The sequence below is a fragment of the Streptomyces sp. NPDC127129 genome (assembly GCF_042671585.1).
Lineage (GTDB): Bacteria > Actinomycetota > Actinomycetes > Streptomycetales > Streptomycetaceae > Streptomyces.
The window spans coordinates 140,233-156,383 of record NZ_JBHXTV010000008.1; the positions used below are offsets into that span (position 1 = coordinate 140,233).

The 16,151-nt window shown below is 72.4% G+C and carries 14 protein-coding genes; 5 read left to right on the plus strand and 9 right to left on the minus strand.

The window, feature by feature from the left end:
• Positions 1-42: 42 nt before the first annotated feature.
• Positions 43-612 carry a TetR/AcrR family transcriptional regulator gene (locus ACFVGW_RS17340; protein ID WP_352189357.1) on the minus strand — a complete coding sequence of 190 codons (570 nt, stop codon included), beginning with the start codon at positions 610-612 and terminating at the stop codon, positions 43-45.
• A gap of 158 nt (positions 613-770) precedes the next feature.
• Here ACFVGW_RS17340 and ACFVGW_RS17345 point away from each other — a divergent pair, with 158 nt between their 5' ends.
• On the plus strand, positions 771-3,215 hold the full coding sequence (locus ACFVGW_RS17345; RefSeq protein WP_385852571.1) for a glycoside hydrolase family 3 protein: 2,445 nt from the start codon (positions 771-773) through the stop codon (positions 3,213-3,215).
• A gap of 73 nt (positions 3,216-3,288) precedes the next feature.
• Here ACFVGW_RS17345 and ACFVGW_RS17350 read toward each other — a convergent pair whose 3' ends face one another.
• Positions 3,289-4,233, minus strand: coding sequence for an aldose epimerase family protein (locus tag ACFVGW_RS17350; protein ID WP_385852572.1), 945 nt, complete (start codon positions 4,231-4,233; stop codon positions 3,289-3,291).
• Positions 4,234-4,244: 11 nt separating this feature from the next.
• Positions 4,245-5,135: an SGNH/GDSL hydrolase family protein gene (locus ACFVGW_RS17355; protein ID WP_385852573.1), complete on the minus strand. Its 891-nt coding sequence runs from the start codon at positions 5,133-5,135 to the stop codon at positions 4,245-4,247.
• 270 nt (positions 5,136-5,405) lie between these two features.
• On the opposite strand from ACFVGW_RS17355, the gene ACFVGW_RS17360 reads away from it, so the two are divergent.
• The gene (locus ACFVGW_RS17360; protein ID WP_352189294.1) at positions 5,406-5,900 is read left to right on the plus strand and encodes a DUF3145 domain-containing protein; all 495 of its coding nucleotides are present in this window, start codon (positions 5,406-5,408) and stop codon (positions 5,898-5,900) included.
• 177 nt (positions 5,901-6,077) lie between these two features.
• Here the strand turns inward: ACFVGW_RS17360 and fabF are convergent, their stop codons facing one another.
• The 5 genes from fabF to fasR form a co-directional block, all read right to left on the minus strand.
• Positions 6,078-7,340 carry a beta-ketoacyl-ACP synthase II gene (gene fabF, locus ACFVGW_RS17365; RefSeq protein WP_383292203.1) on the minus strand — a complete coding sequence of 421 codons (1,263 nt, stop codon included), beginning with the start codon at positions 7,338-7,340 and terminating at the stop codon, positions 6,078-6,080.
• Between the two features lie 79 nt (positions 7,341-7,419).
• Positions 7,420-7,668, minus strand: a complete 249-nt coding sequence (locus ACFVGW_RS17370) for an acyl carrier protein (RefSeq protein ID WP_352189292.1) — start codon at positions 7,666-7,668, stop codon at positions 7,420-7,422.
• Positions 7,669-7,725: 57 nt separating this feature from the next.
• Positions 7,726-8,796 carry a ketoacyl-ACP synthase III gene (locus ACFVGW_RS17375; RefSeq protein ID WP_385852574.1) on the minus strand — a complete coding sequence of 357 codons (1,071 nt, stop codon included), beginning with the start codon at positions 8,794-8,796 and terminating at the stop codon, positions 7,726-7,728.
• A 17-nt stretch (positions 8,797-8,813) separates the two neighbouring features.
• On the minus strand, positions 8,814-9,731 hold the full coding sequence (locus ACFVGW_RS17380) for an ACP S-malonyltransferase (RefSeq protein WP_352189290.1): 918 nt from the start codon (positions 9,729-9,731) through the stop codon (positions 8,814-8,816).
• An 89-nt stretch (positions 9,732-9,820) separates the two neighbouring features.
• A complete protein-coding gene (gene fasR, locus ACFVGW_RS17385; protein WP_383228686.1) occupies positions 9,821-10,990 on the minus strand; it encodes a fatty acid biosynthesis transcriptional regulator FasR in 1,170 nt (389 codons plus the stop codon).
• A 120-nt stretch (positions 10,991-11,110) separates the two neighbouring features.
• On the opposite strand from fasR, the gene ACFVGW_RS17390 reads away from it, so the two are divergent.
• Positions 11,111-11,770, plus strand: a complete 660-nt coding sequence (locus ACFVGW_RS17390; RefSeq protein WP_385852695.1) for a pirin family protein — start codon at positions 11,111-11,113, stop codon at positions 11,768-11,770.
• A gap of 21 nt (positions 11,771-11,791) precedes the next feature.
• Here the strand turns inward: ACFVGW_RS17390 and ACFVGW_RS17395 are convergent, their stop codons facing one another.
• On the minus strand, positions 11,792-12,979 hold the full coding sequence (locus ACFVGW_RS17395; RefSeq protein WP_385852575.1) for an Ig-like domain-containing protein: 1,188 nt from the start codon (positions 12,977-12,979) through the stop codon (positions 11,792-11,794).
• Positions 12,980-13,169: 190 nt separating this feature from the next.
• Here ACFVGW_RS17395 and ACFVGW_RS17400 point away from each other — a divergent pair, with 190 nt between their 5' ends.
• On the plus strand, positions 13,170-14,342 hold the full coding sequence (locus ACFVGW_RS17400) for a lipid II:glycine glycyltransferase FemX (protein ID WP_383228650.1): 1,173 nt from the start codon (positions 13,170-13,172) through the stop codon (positions 14,340-14,342).
• Positions 14,339-16,129 (plus strand): murein biosynthesis integral membrane protein MurJ, encoded by a 1,791-nt coding sequence (murJ, locus tag ACFVGW_RS17405; RefSeq protein ID WP_385852576.1) that lies wholly within the window; start codon positions 14,339-14,341, stop codon positions 16,127-16,129. The genes ACFVGW_RS17400 and murJ overlap by 4 nt, the downstream gene beginning before the upstream one ends.
• The last annotated feature ends 22 nt before the right edge of the window (positions 16,130-16,151 follow it).

Consider the following 16,151-nt stretch of genomic DNA (forward strand, 5'->3'; position numbering starts at 1 on the left):
GCGCAGTATCCCGACTCACCCGCAACTCCCGCTACGGTGCCCTCACTTGTCGCTTCCGTGCAGGAGGCGCAGAAAGTCCCGGAACGCCTGCGGCATGTCCACCGCGGCCGGGTCGAGCAGCCACTGGTACTGCAGCCCGTCCATCACGGCCGTCAGGATCGGCGCCGCCCGCTCCGGGGTCAGCCCGCCCGGCAGCCGCTCGCCGAACTCCAGGCGCAGGACGTTCGCCATCTCGGCGCGGACCTGGGCGTAGCGCTCGGTGAAGAAGGTCCGGGCCGGATGGTCGTCGGTCACGCTCTCGCCGAGCAGGGCGGAGAAGGTCTGCACGATCCCCGGCCGCATCGCGTTGTACTCGACGAGCGAGTCGATCAGGTCGAGCCGCCAGCCCTCGCGCGAGCCCGCCCCGCTGGTGTCCCACTTGTCGCGCTCCGCGAGGACCGCCACGAGCAGGGCCTCCTTCGTGGGGAAGTAGTGCAGCAGCCCCTGCTGCGTCAGCCCCACGCGCTCGGCGACGGCGCCGAGCGACGCGCCCCGGTAGCCGCGCTCGGCGATCACTTCGAGAGCCGCGCGCACGATGTCCGAGCGCCGCTCCTCGCTCCTGGCCCGCACCATCGCCGTGGCCCCCCTCTCCCTGCCGCCGTCCGCCGGAACACTCCGACTCCGAGGACCGTACGACATCTCAAGATAACGAACCGATAACATAACCTACCGCTCTACAGGTATCCGGTCCACGATGGGCGCCACAACGACGTCAACAAGGAGGTACGGCCGTGTCGGAGATCAGCGCGGAGTCCGTCCGGGAGCAGGCCGTCGAGACGGCGCTCGCCACGCTCGACCTGGACACCAAGGCACGGCTCCTCGCCGGCCAGGACATGTGGTCGCTGCCGGCCGTGCCCGGGATCGGGCTGCGTTCGGTCGTGATGTCGGACGGCCCGATCGGCGTCCGCGGTGTCCGCTGGACCGCCGACGACCCCTCGGTCGCCCTGCCGTCCCCGACCGCGCTCGCCGCCGCCTGGGACCCCGCCCTCGCCCGCCGGGCCGGCCGGCTCCTCGCCCAGGAGGCCCGCCGCAAGGGCGTCCACGTCGTCCTCGCGCCCACCGTCAACCTGCACCGCTCACCGCTCGGCGGACGGCACTTCGAGGCCTACAGCGAGGACCCGTACCTCACCGGCGCCATCGGCACCGGCTACGTCCAGGGCGTCCAGGACGGCGGCGTCGGCACGACGGTCAAGCACTTCGTCGCCAACGACGCCGAGACCGACCGCTTCACCGTCGACAACAAGGTCGCCCCGCGCCCGCTGCGCGAGCTCTACCTCGCCCCCTTCGAGGCCATCGTCAAGAACGCCCACCCGTGGGGCATCATGACCGCCTACAACCAGGTCAACGGCGTGACCATGAGCGAGCACCACGAGCTCGTCAACGAGGTCCTGCGCGGCGAGTGGGGCTTCGACGGCGCCAACGTCTCCGACTGGATGGCCGCCCGCTCCACCAAGGGCGACATCGAGGGCGGCCTCGACATCGTCATGCCCGGCCCGCAGACCGTCTACGGCGAGGCGCTCGCCGACGCCGTCCGTGCCGGCGAGGTCGAGGAGTCCGCCGTCGACGCGGCCGTACGGAACGTGCTGCGGCTCGCCGCCCGCGTCGGCGCCCTCGAAGGCGCCCCGCCGGCCGTCACCGAAGTCCCGGAGACGATCGACGGCGACGCGCTCGCCCGCGAGATCGCCCACCGCGGCTTCGTGCTCGTACGCAACGAGAACGCCGCCCTTCCGCTGCCCGCGAGCGGCACCGTCGCCCTCTCCGGCGCCGCCGCCCGCGACGCCCGCATCCTCGGCGGCGGCTCCGCCCAGGTCTTCCCCGACCACACCGTCTCCCCGCTCGCCGGACTCACCGCCGCCCTGCCCGACGGCGCGCTCACCTTCTCCGTCGGCGCCGACCCCAGCGACGAACTCACCCCGGCCGATCAGGGCTTCACCCTCCGCGCGGTCTGCCGCGGCGCCGACGGCACCGTCCTCGGCGAGGGCACCCTGCCCAACGGCCAGGTCCAGTGGATCGGCGACGACCTCCCGGCCGGCGTCACCCACGAGACCCTGCACTCCATCGAGGTCACCGGCACGTTCACCCCGCGCGAGTCGGGCGAGCACTCCTTCGGCACCCGCGGCCTCGGCGCCTTCACGCTCCGCGTCGCGGGCGAGACCGTCTTCGACGGCGTCCAGGCCATGGGCGCGGAGAGTGACCCCTTCGAGGCCTTCTTCGGCGCGCCCGTCGAGCGCGCCAAGGTCTCCCTCACCGCGGGCGATACCGTCGAGGTGTCCCTGCTCCACCCGCTCGACAAGGAGTTCGCGGCCCCGCTCCCGGCGGTCATGTTCTCGTTCGTCCACCTCGGGCCGCGCCGCGACCCCGACGAACTGATCGCCGAAGCCGTCGAGGCCGCCCGTGCCGCCGACGCCGCCGTCGTGGTCGTCGCCACCACCGAGCGCGTCGAGTCCGAGGGCTTCGACCGCAAGGACCTCGCCCTGCCGGGCCGTCAGGACGACCTCGTACGGGCCGTGGCCGCCGCCAACCCGAACACCGTGGTCGTCGTCAACGCCGGCTCCCCGGTCGAGATGCCCTGGCGCGAGGAGGTCGCCGCCGTGCTGCTCGGCTGGTTCCCCGGCCAGGAGGGCGGCGCCGCGCTCGCCGACGTCCTCACCGGCGCCGCCGAGCCCGGCGGCCGGCTCCCCACCACCTGGCCCGTCGCCCTGGCCGACGTCCCCGTCACCGACGTCACCCCGAACGGCGGCGAACTCGTCTACACCGAGGGCGTGTTCATCGGCTACCGCGCCTGGGACAAGGCCGGCGCCACCCCCGCGTACCCCTTCGGCCACGGTCTCGGCTACACCACATGGGGGTACGACTCCCTCGAAGCCACCCCGACGGCGGCGAAGGTCCGCGTCACCAACACCGGCACCCGCACCGGCCGTGAGGTCGTCCAGATCTACCTGGCGCCGACGGCGGACGGCGCGGAGCGCCCGGCGCGCTGGCTGGCGGGCTTCGCCTCCGTCGAGGCGGGCGCCGGCGAGTCCGTCGACATCGAGATCCCGCTGCCGCGCCGGGCCTTCGAGATCTGGGACGAGGAGAAGGACGACTGGACCTTCGTCCCCGGCGCGTACGAGGTCAGGGCCGCGCACTCGCTCGGCGACACGCGCCTGACGGCCCTGCTGGAACTGGAGGTCTGACCTCCTCATGACCGGCCCCGGGGCGGAACCTGACAACCGCCCCGGGGCTCCACCCGGTCCGTCCCGGCGTCGCTCAGCGAGCTCCGAAGCGGAAGACGGTGGCCGAGGCGTACACATCGCCCGGCCGCAGCACCGTCGAGGGGAACTCCGGCCGGTTCGGCGAGTCCGGGAAGTGCTGGGTCTCCAGGGCGACCCCGCCGAGGCCCTCGTCGGCGTACACCTGGAGCCCCGGCTCGGTGGTCCCGACCGTCACCGTCCGGCCGGTCGCCGGCGCGTACAGCTCCGCGGCCGCAGCGAGGCCCCCGCCGTCGCCGTCCAGTACGAAGTTGTGGTCCAGCGGGATCGCGAGCGGCCTGCCGGTACGGAAGTCCAGCTCGGTCCCGGCGACATCGGCGAACTCCCCGGTCGGGACACCCGTCGCGTCGGTCGGCGTGTACCGCCCGGCGGCGATCCGCAGCTCGTGCGCCCCGCCGCCCAGATTCCAGTACGAGTGGTTCGTCAGCGCCACCACCGTCGGCGCGTCGGTCTCCGCCCGGTAGGCGATCCGCAGCGCGCCGCCGTCGTCGTCGAGCGTGTACGTCGCCGAGACCTCCAGGCGCCCCGGGAAGCCCTCCTCGCCGTCCGGGCTCACCCGGGAGAGCCGTACCCCGCCCGCGACCTCCTGCGCGTCCCACACCCGCTTGTCGAAGCCCCGCTCCCCGCCGTGCAGGGAGTTCGGACCGCCGTTGCGGGCGAGGCGGTACGCCGTGCCGTCCAGGGTGAAGGACCCGCCCGCGATCCGGTTCGCGTAACGGCCCACCAGAGCGCCGAAGTACGGCTCCGGGTGCTTCAGATACCCCTCCAGGCCGGGGAAGCCGAGGACCACGTCGTCGGGGACACCGTCCCGGTCGGGGGTCTCGACCGACTGCACGATGCCGCCGTACGTCAGCACCCGTACCCGCACCGCGCCGTGCTGGAGGGTCCAGCGCGTGACGTCCGTACCGTCGACCGAACCGAACGGTTCACCCGTGATCCTCATGATCCGGAACCCTACGCGGGCGGCTCCGGCGCCGTCACCTGCCGGTGGGCGATCTCCGCGAGCCGCGCCTGTCCGTTCCTGCTGGGGTGGAACCAGTCCCACGGGCTGAGCTGCCGGCCGTCGAAGCGGAAGCCGAACACGGCGCCGCCGTCGTACCGGCAGCGCCGGTCCTTCGCGCAGACCTCCTCCAGGACCGTGTTGTACGCCACCACCCGGTCCCGCACGAGGGACCTGCGCCGGTCTGCCGACGCGCTCAGGTCCTCGGCGTCGGCCAGCATCGAGGCGCAGATCCCCAGCTTCCAGACCTGGCGGCCCATCGGGTTGTCCTTGCCCTGCGACCAGAGCCGCTTCAGGTCCGGCACGCTCGACACGTACACCTGTGCCTTGGGCGCGGTCCTGCGCAGCGCGGCGAGCGCCGCCTCGAAGTCCGCACGGAACTCCTCGACCGGCGTCATCAGCTCCACCCGGTCGCGGCAGGCGTCGTTGGCGCCCATCATCACCGTCACCAGCTCCGGCTTCCGGGCGCCCGCGCGCGTCATCTGCCCGGGCAGCTCCGCCATGCGCGCCCCGGTCCGCGCCAGGTTCCAGCTGCGGTCGGCGACGCCCTCGGCGCCGAGGAGCCGCAGGGCCAGGCTGTTGACGGCGGTGTCCGTGCCGGTCGCCCAGGACACCTCGGGGCAGTCCGCCAGGACCGCGCAGGCGTCGAACGCGCGGGTGATGGAGTCGCCGACGGCGGCGACGGAGGCGGGCGTACGGTCCCAGACGGGTGTGGGCCGCGGGGTCGGCTTCGGCTTCGTCGTGGCCGGCCCGGCCGTCTCACACCCCGTCAGGGCGCCCGCGCAGAGCAGCAGGGCGGCACCCGCGGCGGCGACGTTGGTACGGAAACGGCGACTGCCGCGCATCTCTCGGCCCCTCCTCGGCGTCCGTTCGGCGTCCTGGCGAGTGAAAGCTTGGTGTCCACCCCACCCCGGACCGACCGTACGTCACCCCAAGGGCGGTGCGGCACGGTAGCTTTTCCCCCGTCGAACCAGAGGCACCTTTGCCAATCGGCTCCGGTAAATTACATCACGTCACATGCTGTCCCTTTTTCGGGGGTTTACGGAGTTTCACTCCCGATGCTGTTTACTGAGGCCGCTGGGAAAGGCGAACCTCGTCCCACACTGGAGGTCCCGGTGACGACACGTGGAGTCCTGTACGTACACTCCGCACCGCGCGCGCTGTGCCCGCACGTCGAATGGGCGGTGGCGGGTGTCCTCGGTGCGAGGGTCCAGCTCGACTGGATCCGCCAGCCGGCGTCCCCCGGCACCTGGAGAGCCGAGTTCTCCTGGCAGGGCCAGACCGGCACGGCCTCCAAGCTCGCCTCCGCGCTGCGCGGCTGGCAGATGCTCCGCTTCGAAGTCACCGCGGAACCCTGCCCCACGGCCGAGGGCGAGCGCTACAGCGCCACGCCCGAGCTGGGCATCTTCCACGCCGTCACCGGAATGCACGGCGACATCCTGATCCCGGAGGACCGCTTGCGGGCCGCGCTGGCCCGCTCGGCGCGCGGTGAGACGGAGCTGGAGTCGGAGATCGCCAAGCTCCTGGGCAAGCCCTGGGACGACGAGCTGGAACCCTTCCGCTACGCCGGCGAAGGCGCCCCGGTCCGCTGGCTCCACCAGGTCGTCTGACCCCCCGAACACACGACGGAGCCCCGCCCCCGAACACGTCGAAGGCCCACCCCGGCCCCTCCCGCGTGCGTCCCCCGCGGCGCTTCGCGGGCTTCGGGACGCTGTGCCGGACTCCGTCCTGCGGGTACGCGAAAGGCCCACCCCGGTCGTGGGGTGGGCCTTCGATGCGAGTGCGCGTCAGACCGTGCGGAAGGCCAGGACCACGTTGTGGCCGCCGAAGCCGAACGAGTTGTTGATCGCGGCGATCGTGCCCTGCGGGAGCTCGCGGGGCTCGTCGCGGACGATGTCCGCGTCGACCGCCGGGTCCAGCTCGTCGACGTTGATCGTCGGCGGCGCCACACGGTGGTGCAGCGCCAGGACCGTCGCGACGGTCTCGATGCCGCCCGCGCCGCCGAGCAGGTGACCCGTCATCGACTTCGTCGCCGAGATCGCGACATGGTCCAGGTCGTCGCCCAGCACCTTGCGCAGCGCCTTGATCTCCGCCACGTCACCCTGCGGCGTCGACGTCGCGTGCGCGTTGAGGTGGACGACCTCCGACGGCTTCAGGTCCGTCGAGTCCAGCAGGTTCTGCATCGCCGCGGCGATGCCCCGCCCGGTCGGCTCGGGCTGCGCGATGTGGTGGCTGTCGGCCGACAGGCCCTGCCCCAGCACCTCGCAGTAGATCCGCGCGCCACGGGCCTTCGCGTGCTCCTCGGACTCGAGGATCACCACGCCCGCGCCCTCGCCGAGCACGAAGCCGTCACGGCCCATGTCGTACGGACGCGAGGCCTTCGTCGGCTCGTCGTTGTTCTTGGACATCGCCATCATGTTGGCGAAGGCCGCGATCGGCAGCGGGTGGATCGCCGCCTCCGTGCCGCCGGCGACGACCACGTCGGCCCGGCCGGTACGGATCATCTCGACGGCGTAGCCGATCGCCTCCGCACCCGACGCACACGCCGAGACCGGGGTGTGCACGCCCGCCCGGGCGTTCACCTCCAGACCGACGTTGGCGGAGGGGCTGTTCGGCATCAGCATCGGCACGGTGTGCGGGGACACGCGGCGGACGCCCTTGTCCTTCAGCACGTCGTACTGGTCGAGCAGAGTCGTGACACCGCCGATACCGGAGGCGATGACGGAGCCGAGCCGCTCGGGCGCGATGCTCTCGTCCTCACCGGCCGGGGCGGTGTAGCCCGCGTCGGCCCACGCCTCACGGGCCGCGATCAGCGCGAACTGCGCCGAGCGGTCCAGCTTGCGGGCCAGCGGGCGGGGCAGAACGTCACCCGGGTCGACCGCGGCGAGCGCCGCGATCTGGACGGGCAGTTCGGCGAATCGTTCGCCCTCGAGGGGCTTGACGCCGGAGCGTCCCGCCATCAGACCTTCCCAGGTCGATGCGGAGTCGCCACCCAGCGGTGTGGTTGCGCCGAGACCGGTGACGACCACGGTGCGATTGGTCGAGCTCACAGGAATTCTTTCTCCACGTGTGTGTTGGTCGAAATACGGCGCCACCGCCGGGTGGCGGACCGAGTCAGCAGAGGCCGAATCAGGCCTGGTGCTTCAGGATGTAGTCGGCAGCGTCGCCAACCGTCTTGAGGTTCTTGACGTCCTCGTCCGGGATCTTGACGTCGAAGCGCTCTTCGGCGGCGACGACGACCTCGACCATGGACAGCGAGTCGACGTCCAGGTCGTCGGTGAAGGACTTGTCCAGCTGGACGTCCTCGACCGGGATGCCGGCGATCTCGTTGACGATGTCGGCGAGACCGGCGACGATCTCTTCCTGGGTGGCGGCCATGGTGGCGCTCCTTCTGTGATGTGCTGTGGAAAAGGGCTTCCGGAATATCCGGAGTGCCTAGGGGAGAGTAACGACCGTCGCGGCGAAGACGAGACCCGCCCCGAAGCCGATGATGAGCGCCGTGTCGCCGCTCTTCGCCTTTCCGGTCGCCAGGAGCCGCTCCATCGCGAGCGGGATCGAGGCGGCCGAAGTGTTGCCGGTGGTCTCGACGTCACGCGCGACCGTGACGTGCTCCGGCAGCTTCAGCGTCTTCACCATCGAGTCGATGATCCGCATGTTCGCCTGGTGCGGGATGAAGACGTCAAGGTCGTCCGCCGAGATTCCGGCGGCGTCCAGCGCCTGCTGGGCGACCTTCGCCATCTCGAAGACGGCCCAGCGGAAGACCGCCTGGCCCTCCTGCGTGATGGCGGGGAACTTGATCTCGCCCTGCTCGTTGAGGGGGAGCTTCGAGACGTCGCCGGTGGGGGTCCCCGCTGCTCGAGCGACGCCGAGAGCTTGGGGGAGGAATTCGTCCCACGGCACCGTCTGCTTGATCGTCTCGGACTTGTCGCCCTCGGAACCCCACACGGTGGGGCCGATGTGCGGCACGTCCGACGGGCCGACCACGACCGCGCCGGCGCCGTCGCCGAACAGGAAGGCCGTCGCGCGGTCCTCCAGGTCGGTCAGGTCGCTCAGCCGCTCCACGCCGATCACGAGCACGTACTCGGCCGAACCCTCGACGATCATGCCCTTGGCGAGCGTCAGGCCGTAGCCGAAGCCCGCGCAGCCGGCGGAGATGTCGAACGCGGCCGGCTTGCCGGAGCCGATCTTGTCGGCGATCTCGGTGGCGACGGCCGGGGTCTGCTTGAAGTGCGAGACCGTGGAGACGATCACGGCGCCGATCTGCTCCGGGGTGATCCCGGCGTCGGCGATGGCCTTCCCCGAGGCCTCGACCGACATCGCGGTCACGGTCTCCTCCGGGGAGGCCCAGTGGCGGGTGGCGATGCCGGAGCGCGAGCGGATCCACTCGTCGGACGAGTCGATCTTCTCGAGGATCACCTCGTTCGGCACGACCCGGGTGGGGCGGTAGCCGCCGACACCCAGGATCCGCGCGTACGGGGCGCCCTTGCTGGGCTTGATCTTCGACATGCTCTACGGCTCCTTACTCAGGCTGCAGTGTGCTCGGCGACGAGCGTGCGGGCCGCGTCGAGGTCGTCGGGGGTCTTCAGGGCGACGGTCGCCACGCCCGGAAGCGCGCGCTTGGCCAGACCGGTCAGCGTGCCGCCGGGGCACACCTCGATCAGGGCCGTGGCGCCCAGGGCCTTGAAGGTGTCCATGCACAGGTCCCAGCGGACCGGGTTGGCGACCTGGCCGACGAGGCGCGCGATGACGTCCGCGCCCTCGGTGACGACCTGGCCGTCCTTGTTCGAGACGTAGCGCACGCGCGGAGCGGCGACCGTCAGCTCCTTGGCGGCGGCCTCCAGCTGCGCCACCGCCGGTGCCATGTGGTGCGTGTGGAACGCGCCGGCCACCTTCAGCGGAACGACACGGCGCACACCCTCGGGCTTGTCCGCCTCCAGGGCGGCCAGCTGCTCCAGGGTGCCGGCGGCCACGATCTGGCCGGCGCCGTTGACGTTGGCCGGGGTCAGACCGAGCTTCTCCAGGTGCTGAACCGTCACATCGGGTTCGCCGCCCAGCAGCGCGGACATGCCGGTCTCGGTGATCGCGGCGGCCTCGGCCATCGCCAGACCACGCGTCCGTACGAGACGCAGGGCGGCGGTGTCGTCGAGGACGCCGGCGAAGGCGGCGGCGGTGATCTCACCGACGCTGTGGCCCGCGACGGCACCGGGGGAAACGTCGCCGAGCGCGGCCGCGGAGAGCAGGCCGGCGGCGACGAGCAGGGGCTGGGCGACGGCGGTGTCGCGGATCTCGTCCGCGTCCGCGTTCGTGCCGTAGTGGACGAGATCGAGCCCGATGGCCTCGGACCAGGCCGCCAAGCGGTCGGCGGCACCGGGGAGTTCGAGCCAGGGGGTCAGGAAGCCGGGCGTCTGGGCGCCTTGGCCGGGAGCGACGAGTACGAGCACCCTCACACTCTCTCTTGGGGACGGCTCCACGCGCCCGTGGGGACTAGGACGAAGAACCGTCGGGGGAATTGTTGGTATTCGACAAAAGTCTAGGGCTGGGAATCGCCGTCGGCCAAGCGCCCCAGAATGAGCGCGATCCGCAGCGTGAACGCGGAACGCACATCGGAGGGTGACCACCCGGTGACGTCTGTCACACGTCGAAGCCGGTAGCGCACGGTGTTGGGGTGGACGAAGAGCATGCGCGCCGCGCCTTCGAGGCTGCTCGCCTGCTCCAGATAGACACTCAGTGTTTCCAGCAGCGCCGAGCCTGCTTCCTCCAGCGGTCTGTAGATCTCCTCCACCAGCTGCTCGCGGGCCGAAGGGTCGGAGGCGATCGCACGCTCCGGCAGCAGATCGTCCGCCAGAACCGGCCGCGGTGCGTCCTGCCACGCCGAGCAGGCCTTGAGCCCGGCGGCGGCGGCCTGTGCGGACCGGGTCGCGGCGAGCAGGTCGGGGACGACGGGGCCCGCGACGACCGGCCCGGCGGCGTACGGCCCGATCAGGGCCTTCGCCACGGCGAGCGGGTTGTCGTTGCCGCCGGCGATCACGACGAGCCGGTTGCCGAGAACGCCGGTGAGGACCTGGAGCTTGGCGTGCCGGGCGGCGCGGCGGATGGCCTCCACGGTCAGCTCGCTGTCGCCGTCCGGGGCGGTGCCGAGGACGACGCAGACGTGCTCGGGGGAGTTCCAGCCCAGGGCGGCGGCCCGGGAGACGGCGCCCTCGTCGGCCTCCCCGGAGAGGACCGCGTTGACGACGAGCGATTCGAGGCGCGCGTCCCAGGCGCCGCGGGCCTCGGCGGCCTGGGCGTAGACCTGGGCGGTCGCGAAGGCGATCTCCCGGGCATAGACGAGGAGCGCCTCGCGGAGGATCGACTCGTCGCCGGGGGCGGCGACCTCCTCGATCGCCGCCTCCATGACCTCGATGGTCGTGCGCACCATCTCGACGGTCTGCCGCAGCGTGATGGCGCGGGTCAGCTCGCGGGGCGCGGTGCCGAAGACGTCGGTGGAGATGGCCTGCGGTGTCTCCGGATGACGGAACCACTCGGTGAACGCGGCGATACCGGCCTGGGCGACCAGACCGATCCACGACCGGTTCTCGGGCGGCATCGCCCGGTACCACGGCAGCGTCTCGTCCATGCGGGCGATGGCGTTGGCGGCCAGCCGCCCGGAGGCCTGTTCGAGGCGCTTCAGGGTCGCGGTGTGCGGATGGGAGGCGTTCATCGGTTCAGACACGGACTAAGGGTGCCTCATCGGGCCACGGATATGTGGCCGGGGTGCCGTGGGCGATCCCTCCGCGCGGACCCCGCGACCGGCGCGGGCCGGGGATACCGTGGCTCCGTGATTCGTATCCAGCGCGCCGGTGACCGCTACCCCGGGGGTGATCCGCAGGCCGGGATCGAGACCCGCCACGCCCTCTCCTTCGGCGCCCACTACGACCCCGACAACCTCCGCTTCGGCGCGATCCTCGCCTGCAACGAGGAACGGCTCGCACCCGGCGCCGGGTTCGACGAGCACCCGCACAGCCACACCGAGATCGTCACCTGGGTCGTCGAGGGCGAGCTGACCCACCACGACACCGCCGCCGGGCACCGCACGGTCGTCCGGCCCGGCGACGTCCAGCGGCTCAGCTCCGCGGGCGGCGTACGGCACGAGGAGCGCAACGACGCCGACGTGCCCCTGGTCTTCGTCCAGATGTGGCTCGCCCCGACGGAGCCGGGCGGCGACCCCGCGTACGAGATCGTCCGCGGCATCGCCGACTCGACGCCGTACGCCCTGCCCGAGGCGGCCGCGATGCTCCACGTCCGCCGTCTGGAGGCGGGCGAGCGCACGGCGGTCCCGGACGCGGACTTCGTCTACGCCCATGTGGTGCGGGGGACGGTCCGCCTGGACGGCGAGGAGCTGGCCCCCGGTGACGCGGCCCGCGTCACCGACGCGCGGGCCCTCGCGCTCCTCGCCACCTCGGACGCGGAGGTCCTCCTCTGGGAGATGCGCCGCGTCTGACCGGCCGCCCGGGCGACCGCGTCAGCGGCCCACCGCGCTCTTCGCCTGCCACTGCTCCCAGCTCAGGTTCCACGCCCCGTAGCCGTTGCCCTCCGCGACCGTGCCCTTCGTGTCCGCGCCGCGGATCTCGAAGGGGTCGCCCGCGTGGACCTGGCCGTAGAACCACGCCGCGTCGGCGTCGCTCATGCCGATGCAGCCCGAGCTCTTGTTGGCGCGCCCGAAGTACGCCGCGTTCCACGGCGCCGCGTGCGCGTACATCCCCGACCAGGTCAGACGCATCGAGTAGTCGACCATCTTGTCGTAGGCGTCGCCGAGCCCGACCGTCTCCGAGTTCATGTTGATCGTGCCCTCCTTCGCCATCAGCACCGCCGTCCCCCGCCACGACCGCTTGTCGCCGCCCGGCGTGCCGCCCGACACGGGGATCGTGCGCACCGCGCGCCCGTCCCGCTCCAGCACGAGCTTCTTGCGGTCCAGGTCGACCTTCACCACCTGCGCCGTGCCGCCGACCGTGAACCCCGTCCGGTAGTCCCGTACGAACCAGCCCCCGCCCGAGTCCGTACCGTTCAGCGTCGCGTCGAGCGTGATCTTCGTGCCCGGCTTCCAGTACTCCTTGGGCCGCCAGTCCACCCGGTCCTTGCCCGAGTAGTCCTTCAGCCAGCCCCACGACCCGACCGTGCCGTTCGAGGTGGTGACCTTGAGCTGCTTCTCCACCTCGGCCTTCTGGGTCACCGGCCGGTCGAAGACGATCGACAGCGGCTGCCCGACCCCGACCGTCGTGTTCTTCCCCGGCGCCAGCGTCAGCTTGTTGACCTGGGACGCCTTCGCCGTCGTGAAGGCGGAGCGGCTCGTCGCCTCCTTCCCGCCGGCCGTACGGGTCGTCGCCTCCACCCGGTACGAGGTGCCGGGCGCCGCCTTCCGGTCCGAGACCCAGGACGTCCCGCCCGCCCCGGTACGGCCCGTCAGCGCGGCGCCGTCCGCGTCGACGACCTTCACCTCCGTCAGCTTCCCGCCCGTCGCGGAGACCGTGACGGTCCGCCCCGCCGCCGGGCTCGCGACGGTCACCTTCGCCGGCGTCTCCATGGACTCCGCGCTTCCCTCGTCACGGGGCGCGCCCACCGCCCCCGACGAACAGGCGGTGAGGGAGCCGCAGAGGGCGAGGGCCGCCAGCGCCGGGCGTATTCGGGCGCGGGCTCGGGTGCGTACGGACATCACGGAAGCCTCCGGAAAAGATGTGGGATGCCCGGACTGTAGGCCGCGACAAGCACCTCCGACGCTGTGTGACAAGGGCTGGTGAGGAACGGTCATCGTCCGGTCACACACGACGCGCGGCACCGTCAAGGACGGCTGTGAGCATCCTGTGCGCCCCACGACCGAGGGGCGGAACCAGGAGGCTCCCGTTGTGTCAGCTCTGCTCGTGACGGCCGAACCCCGGCACGCCACCCGCGTGCAGCCCCTCACCTCCGAGGAGTACCGCGCCCACCTCGCCCGCAGTGGGGCCCCGGCCGGCTTCCTCCAGCTCCCCTCCTGGGCCGGGGTGAAGGACGGCTGGAGCCATCAGCTCCTCGGCTGGGGGCCCGGGGACGGCCGGCTCACCGGCGTCGCCCTCGTCCTGCTGCGGGCGTTCCCCGGCACCCGCAAGTACTTCGCCTACCTCCCCGAGGGGCCCGTCGCCGACTGGTCCGACCCCGACATCGACGGCTGGCTCACCCCGCTGCTCCGGCACCTGCGCTCCTCCGGCGCCTTCGCCGTGCGCATCGGACCCTCGCCCGCCTTCCGCCGCTGGAACGCCGCCACCCTCAAGGCCGGCACCGGCCCGGGCCGGCGCCTCGCCGACGTCCTCGCCGACGAGGTCGACCCGCTCGGCACCGCCGTCGCCGAAAGGCTCCGCTCCCGCGGCTGGCGCCGCTGCGGAGGCGACTCCACCAGCGCCTCCGACGGCGCCGACGCCCAGCCCCGCCACGTCTACCAGGTCCCCCTCGCCGGCCGCAGCGCCGACGACCTGTGGAAGGGCCTCAACCAGGAGTGGCGGCGCAACGTCCGCAAGGCCCGCACGTCGGGTGTCGAGATCGTCGTGGGCTCGGCGGCCGACCTGCCCGAATTCTTCCGGCTCCTGCGGATCACCGAGGAACGGGACGGCTTCCGGCTCGGCCGCTCCCTCGCGTACTACGAACGCCAGTACGCGGTCCTCAACGCCGAGGAACCGGGCCGGATGAAGCTCTACCTCGCCCGCCACGAGGGCGAGACGCTCGCAGCCCACACCATGATCACGGCGGGGAGGCGGGTCTGGTACCAGACCGGTGCCTCCGCCGACCACCGCCGCGAGGTCCGGCCCTCCAACGCCCTGCAGTGGCGGATGCTGACCGACGCCCACGCGCTCGGCGCGGACGTCTACGACATGCGCGGGATACCCTCCACCCTTGATCCGGACGACCGCGCCCACGGTCTGCTGCGCTGGAAGCTCGGCACGGGCGGGCAGGCCGTCGAGACGCTGGGGGAGTGGGAGAAACCGTTGGACGGCACGACCAACCACACGCTGTACCGGGCCTTCCAGGCCTACCTGGCCCGTCGATGACGGCGACCGTGGCGGAGGCGCCCGCGCGGCGCGCCCCCTCCGTGCTGCGCAGCGGCGCCGTGATGGCCGCCGGGTCGCTGGTCTCGCGCGCCAGCGGCTTCGTACGGTCCGCGATCGTCGCCGCGGCGCTGGGCGTCGGGGGGATCGCCGACGGCTACGCGGTCGCCAACTCCATCCCCACCATCGTCTACATGCTGCTCCTCGGCGGGGCGCTCAACGCGGTCTTCGTGCCCGAGCTGGTCAAGGCGGCCAAGGAGCACGAGGACGGCGGTGTCGCCTACACCGACCGCCTCCTCACGGTCTGCGTCGGCGCGCTCCTCGTGCTGACGGCCGGGGCGGTGCTCGCGGCGCCCGCGATCATCGACGCGTACACCGACTACGGCGGCGCGCGGGAGTCCATGACGGTCGCCTTCGCCCGCTACTGCCTGCCGCAGATCTTCTTCCTCGGGCTCTTCACCCTTCTCGGGCAGGTCCTGAACGCCCGCGGCCGGTTCGGCGCGATGATGTGGACGCCCGTCCTCAACAACCTCGTCGTCATCGGGGTGTTCGGGCTCTACCTGGCGACCGCGGCGGGCGGCGGACTGACGGCGGGGGAGACCGCGCTGCTCGGCTGGGGCACGACGGCGGGCATCGCGCTGCAGGCGCTGGCCCTCGTGCCGTCGCTGCGGTCCGCCGGATTCCGCTGGCGTCCGCGCTTCGACCTGCGGGGCAGCGGGCTGACGGCGCCCCTGCGGTCGGCGGGATGGCTGGTGCTGCTGGTCCTCACCAACCAGGCCGCGTACTGGGTGACGACGAAGCTGGCGACGGCGGCGGGCACGAAGGCGGAGGAGCTCGGCGCGGGCGGGGGCTTCGGCTTCGCCGCGTACAACAACGCGTATCTGCTGTGGGCGGTACCGCACGGCATCGTCACCGTCTCGCTCGTGACGGCGCTGCTGCCGCGGATGAGCGGGGCGGCGGCGGACGGCGACCTGGCGGGGGTGCGGCGGGACGTCTCGTACGGGCTCCGCACGAGCACCGCGGCCGTCGTCCCGGCGGCCTGTGCGCTCTTCGCGCTGGCGGTGCCGCTGATGGGCCTGGTCTTCCAGTACGGAAGGACCGGCGCGGACGACATCCGGGCGATGGCCTGGATCCTGATGGCGTTCGCCCCGGGACTGATCGCCTTCTCCGGCCAGTACGTCTGCACCCGCGCCTTCTACGCGCTGCGGGACACCAGGACCCCCTTCCTCCTCAACCTGGTCATCGCGGCGGTCAACGCGGGCCTGTCCCTCACCGCGTACGCGTTCCTTCCGCCGACCTGGGCGGTGGCGGGCATGGCGGCCGGGTACTCGCTCGCGCTGTGGTCGGGCTGGGCCGTGACGGCCTACGCGCTCCGACTCCGGCTCAACTGCCTGGGCCGCCCGGGCCGCGTGGGCGGAACGGACCGGCCGCAGTCCGACGCGCCCGCGTCCGGTGCGGCGGGCATGCCCGGGTCCGAATCCGGGTCCGGGACCGGGTCCGTGTCCGGGTCCGAGTCCGGCCCTGTGTCCGGGCCTGTGTCCGGCGTGGGTGCTTCCGGTGCCGCCTCCGCGCTCGCCCGGCTGCTCGTGGCCGCGGCCCCCGCGGCCGGGTTCGGGCTGCTCGTCGCCGACACGACCGCTCCGGCCGGCGCGCTCGCCTCCGGGGCGGCGGGGGTCCTCACCATCCTCGCCGTCTTCGCCCTGCTCGCCCGGCCGCTCCGGCTCACGGAGGTACAGGCTCTGCTGGCGGGAGCGGGACACCGTCTGAGCGGCCTGACCCGCCGTACCTGAGCCTCGTCATCAGCACCCCCGA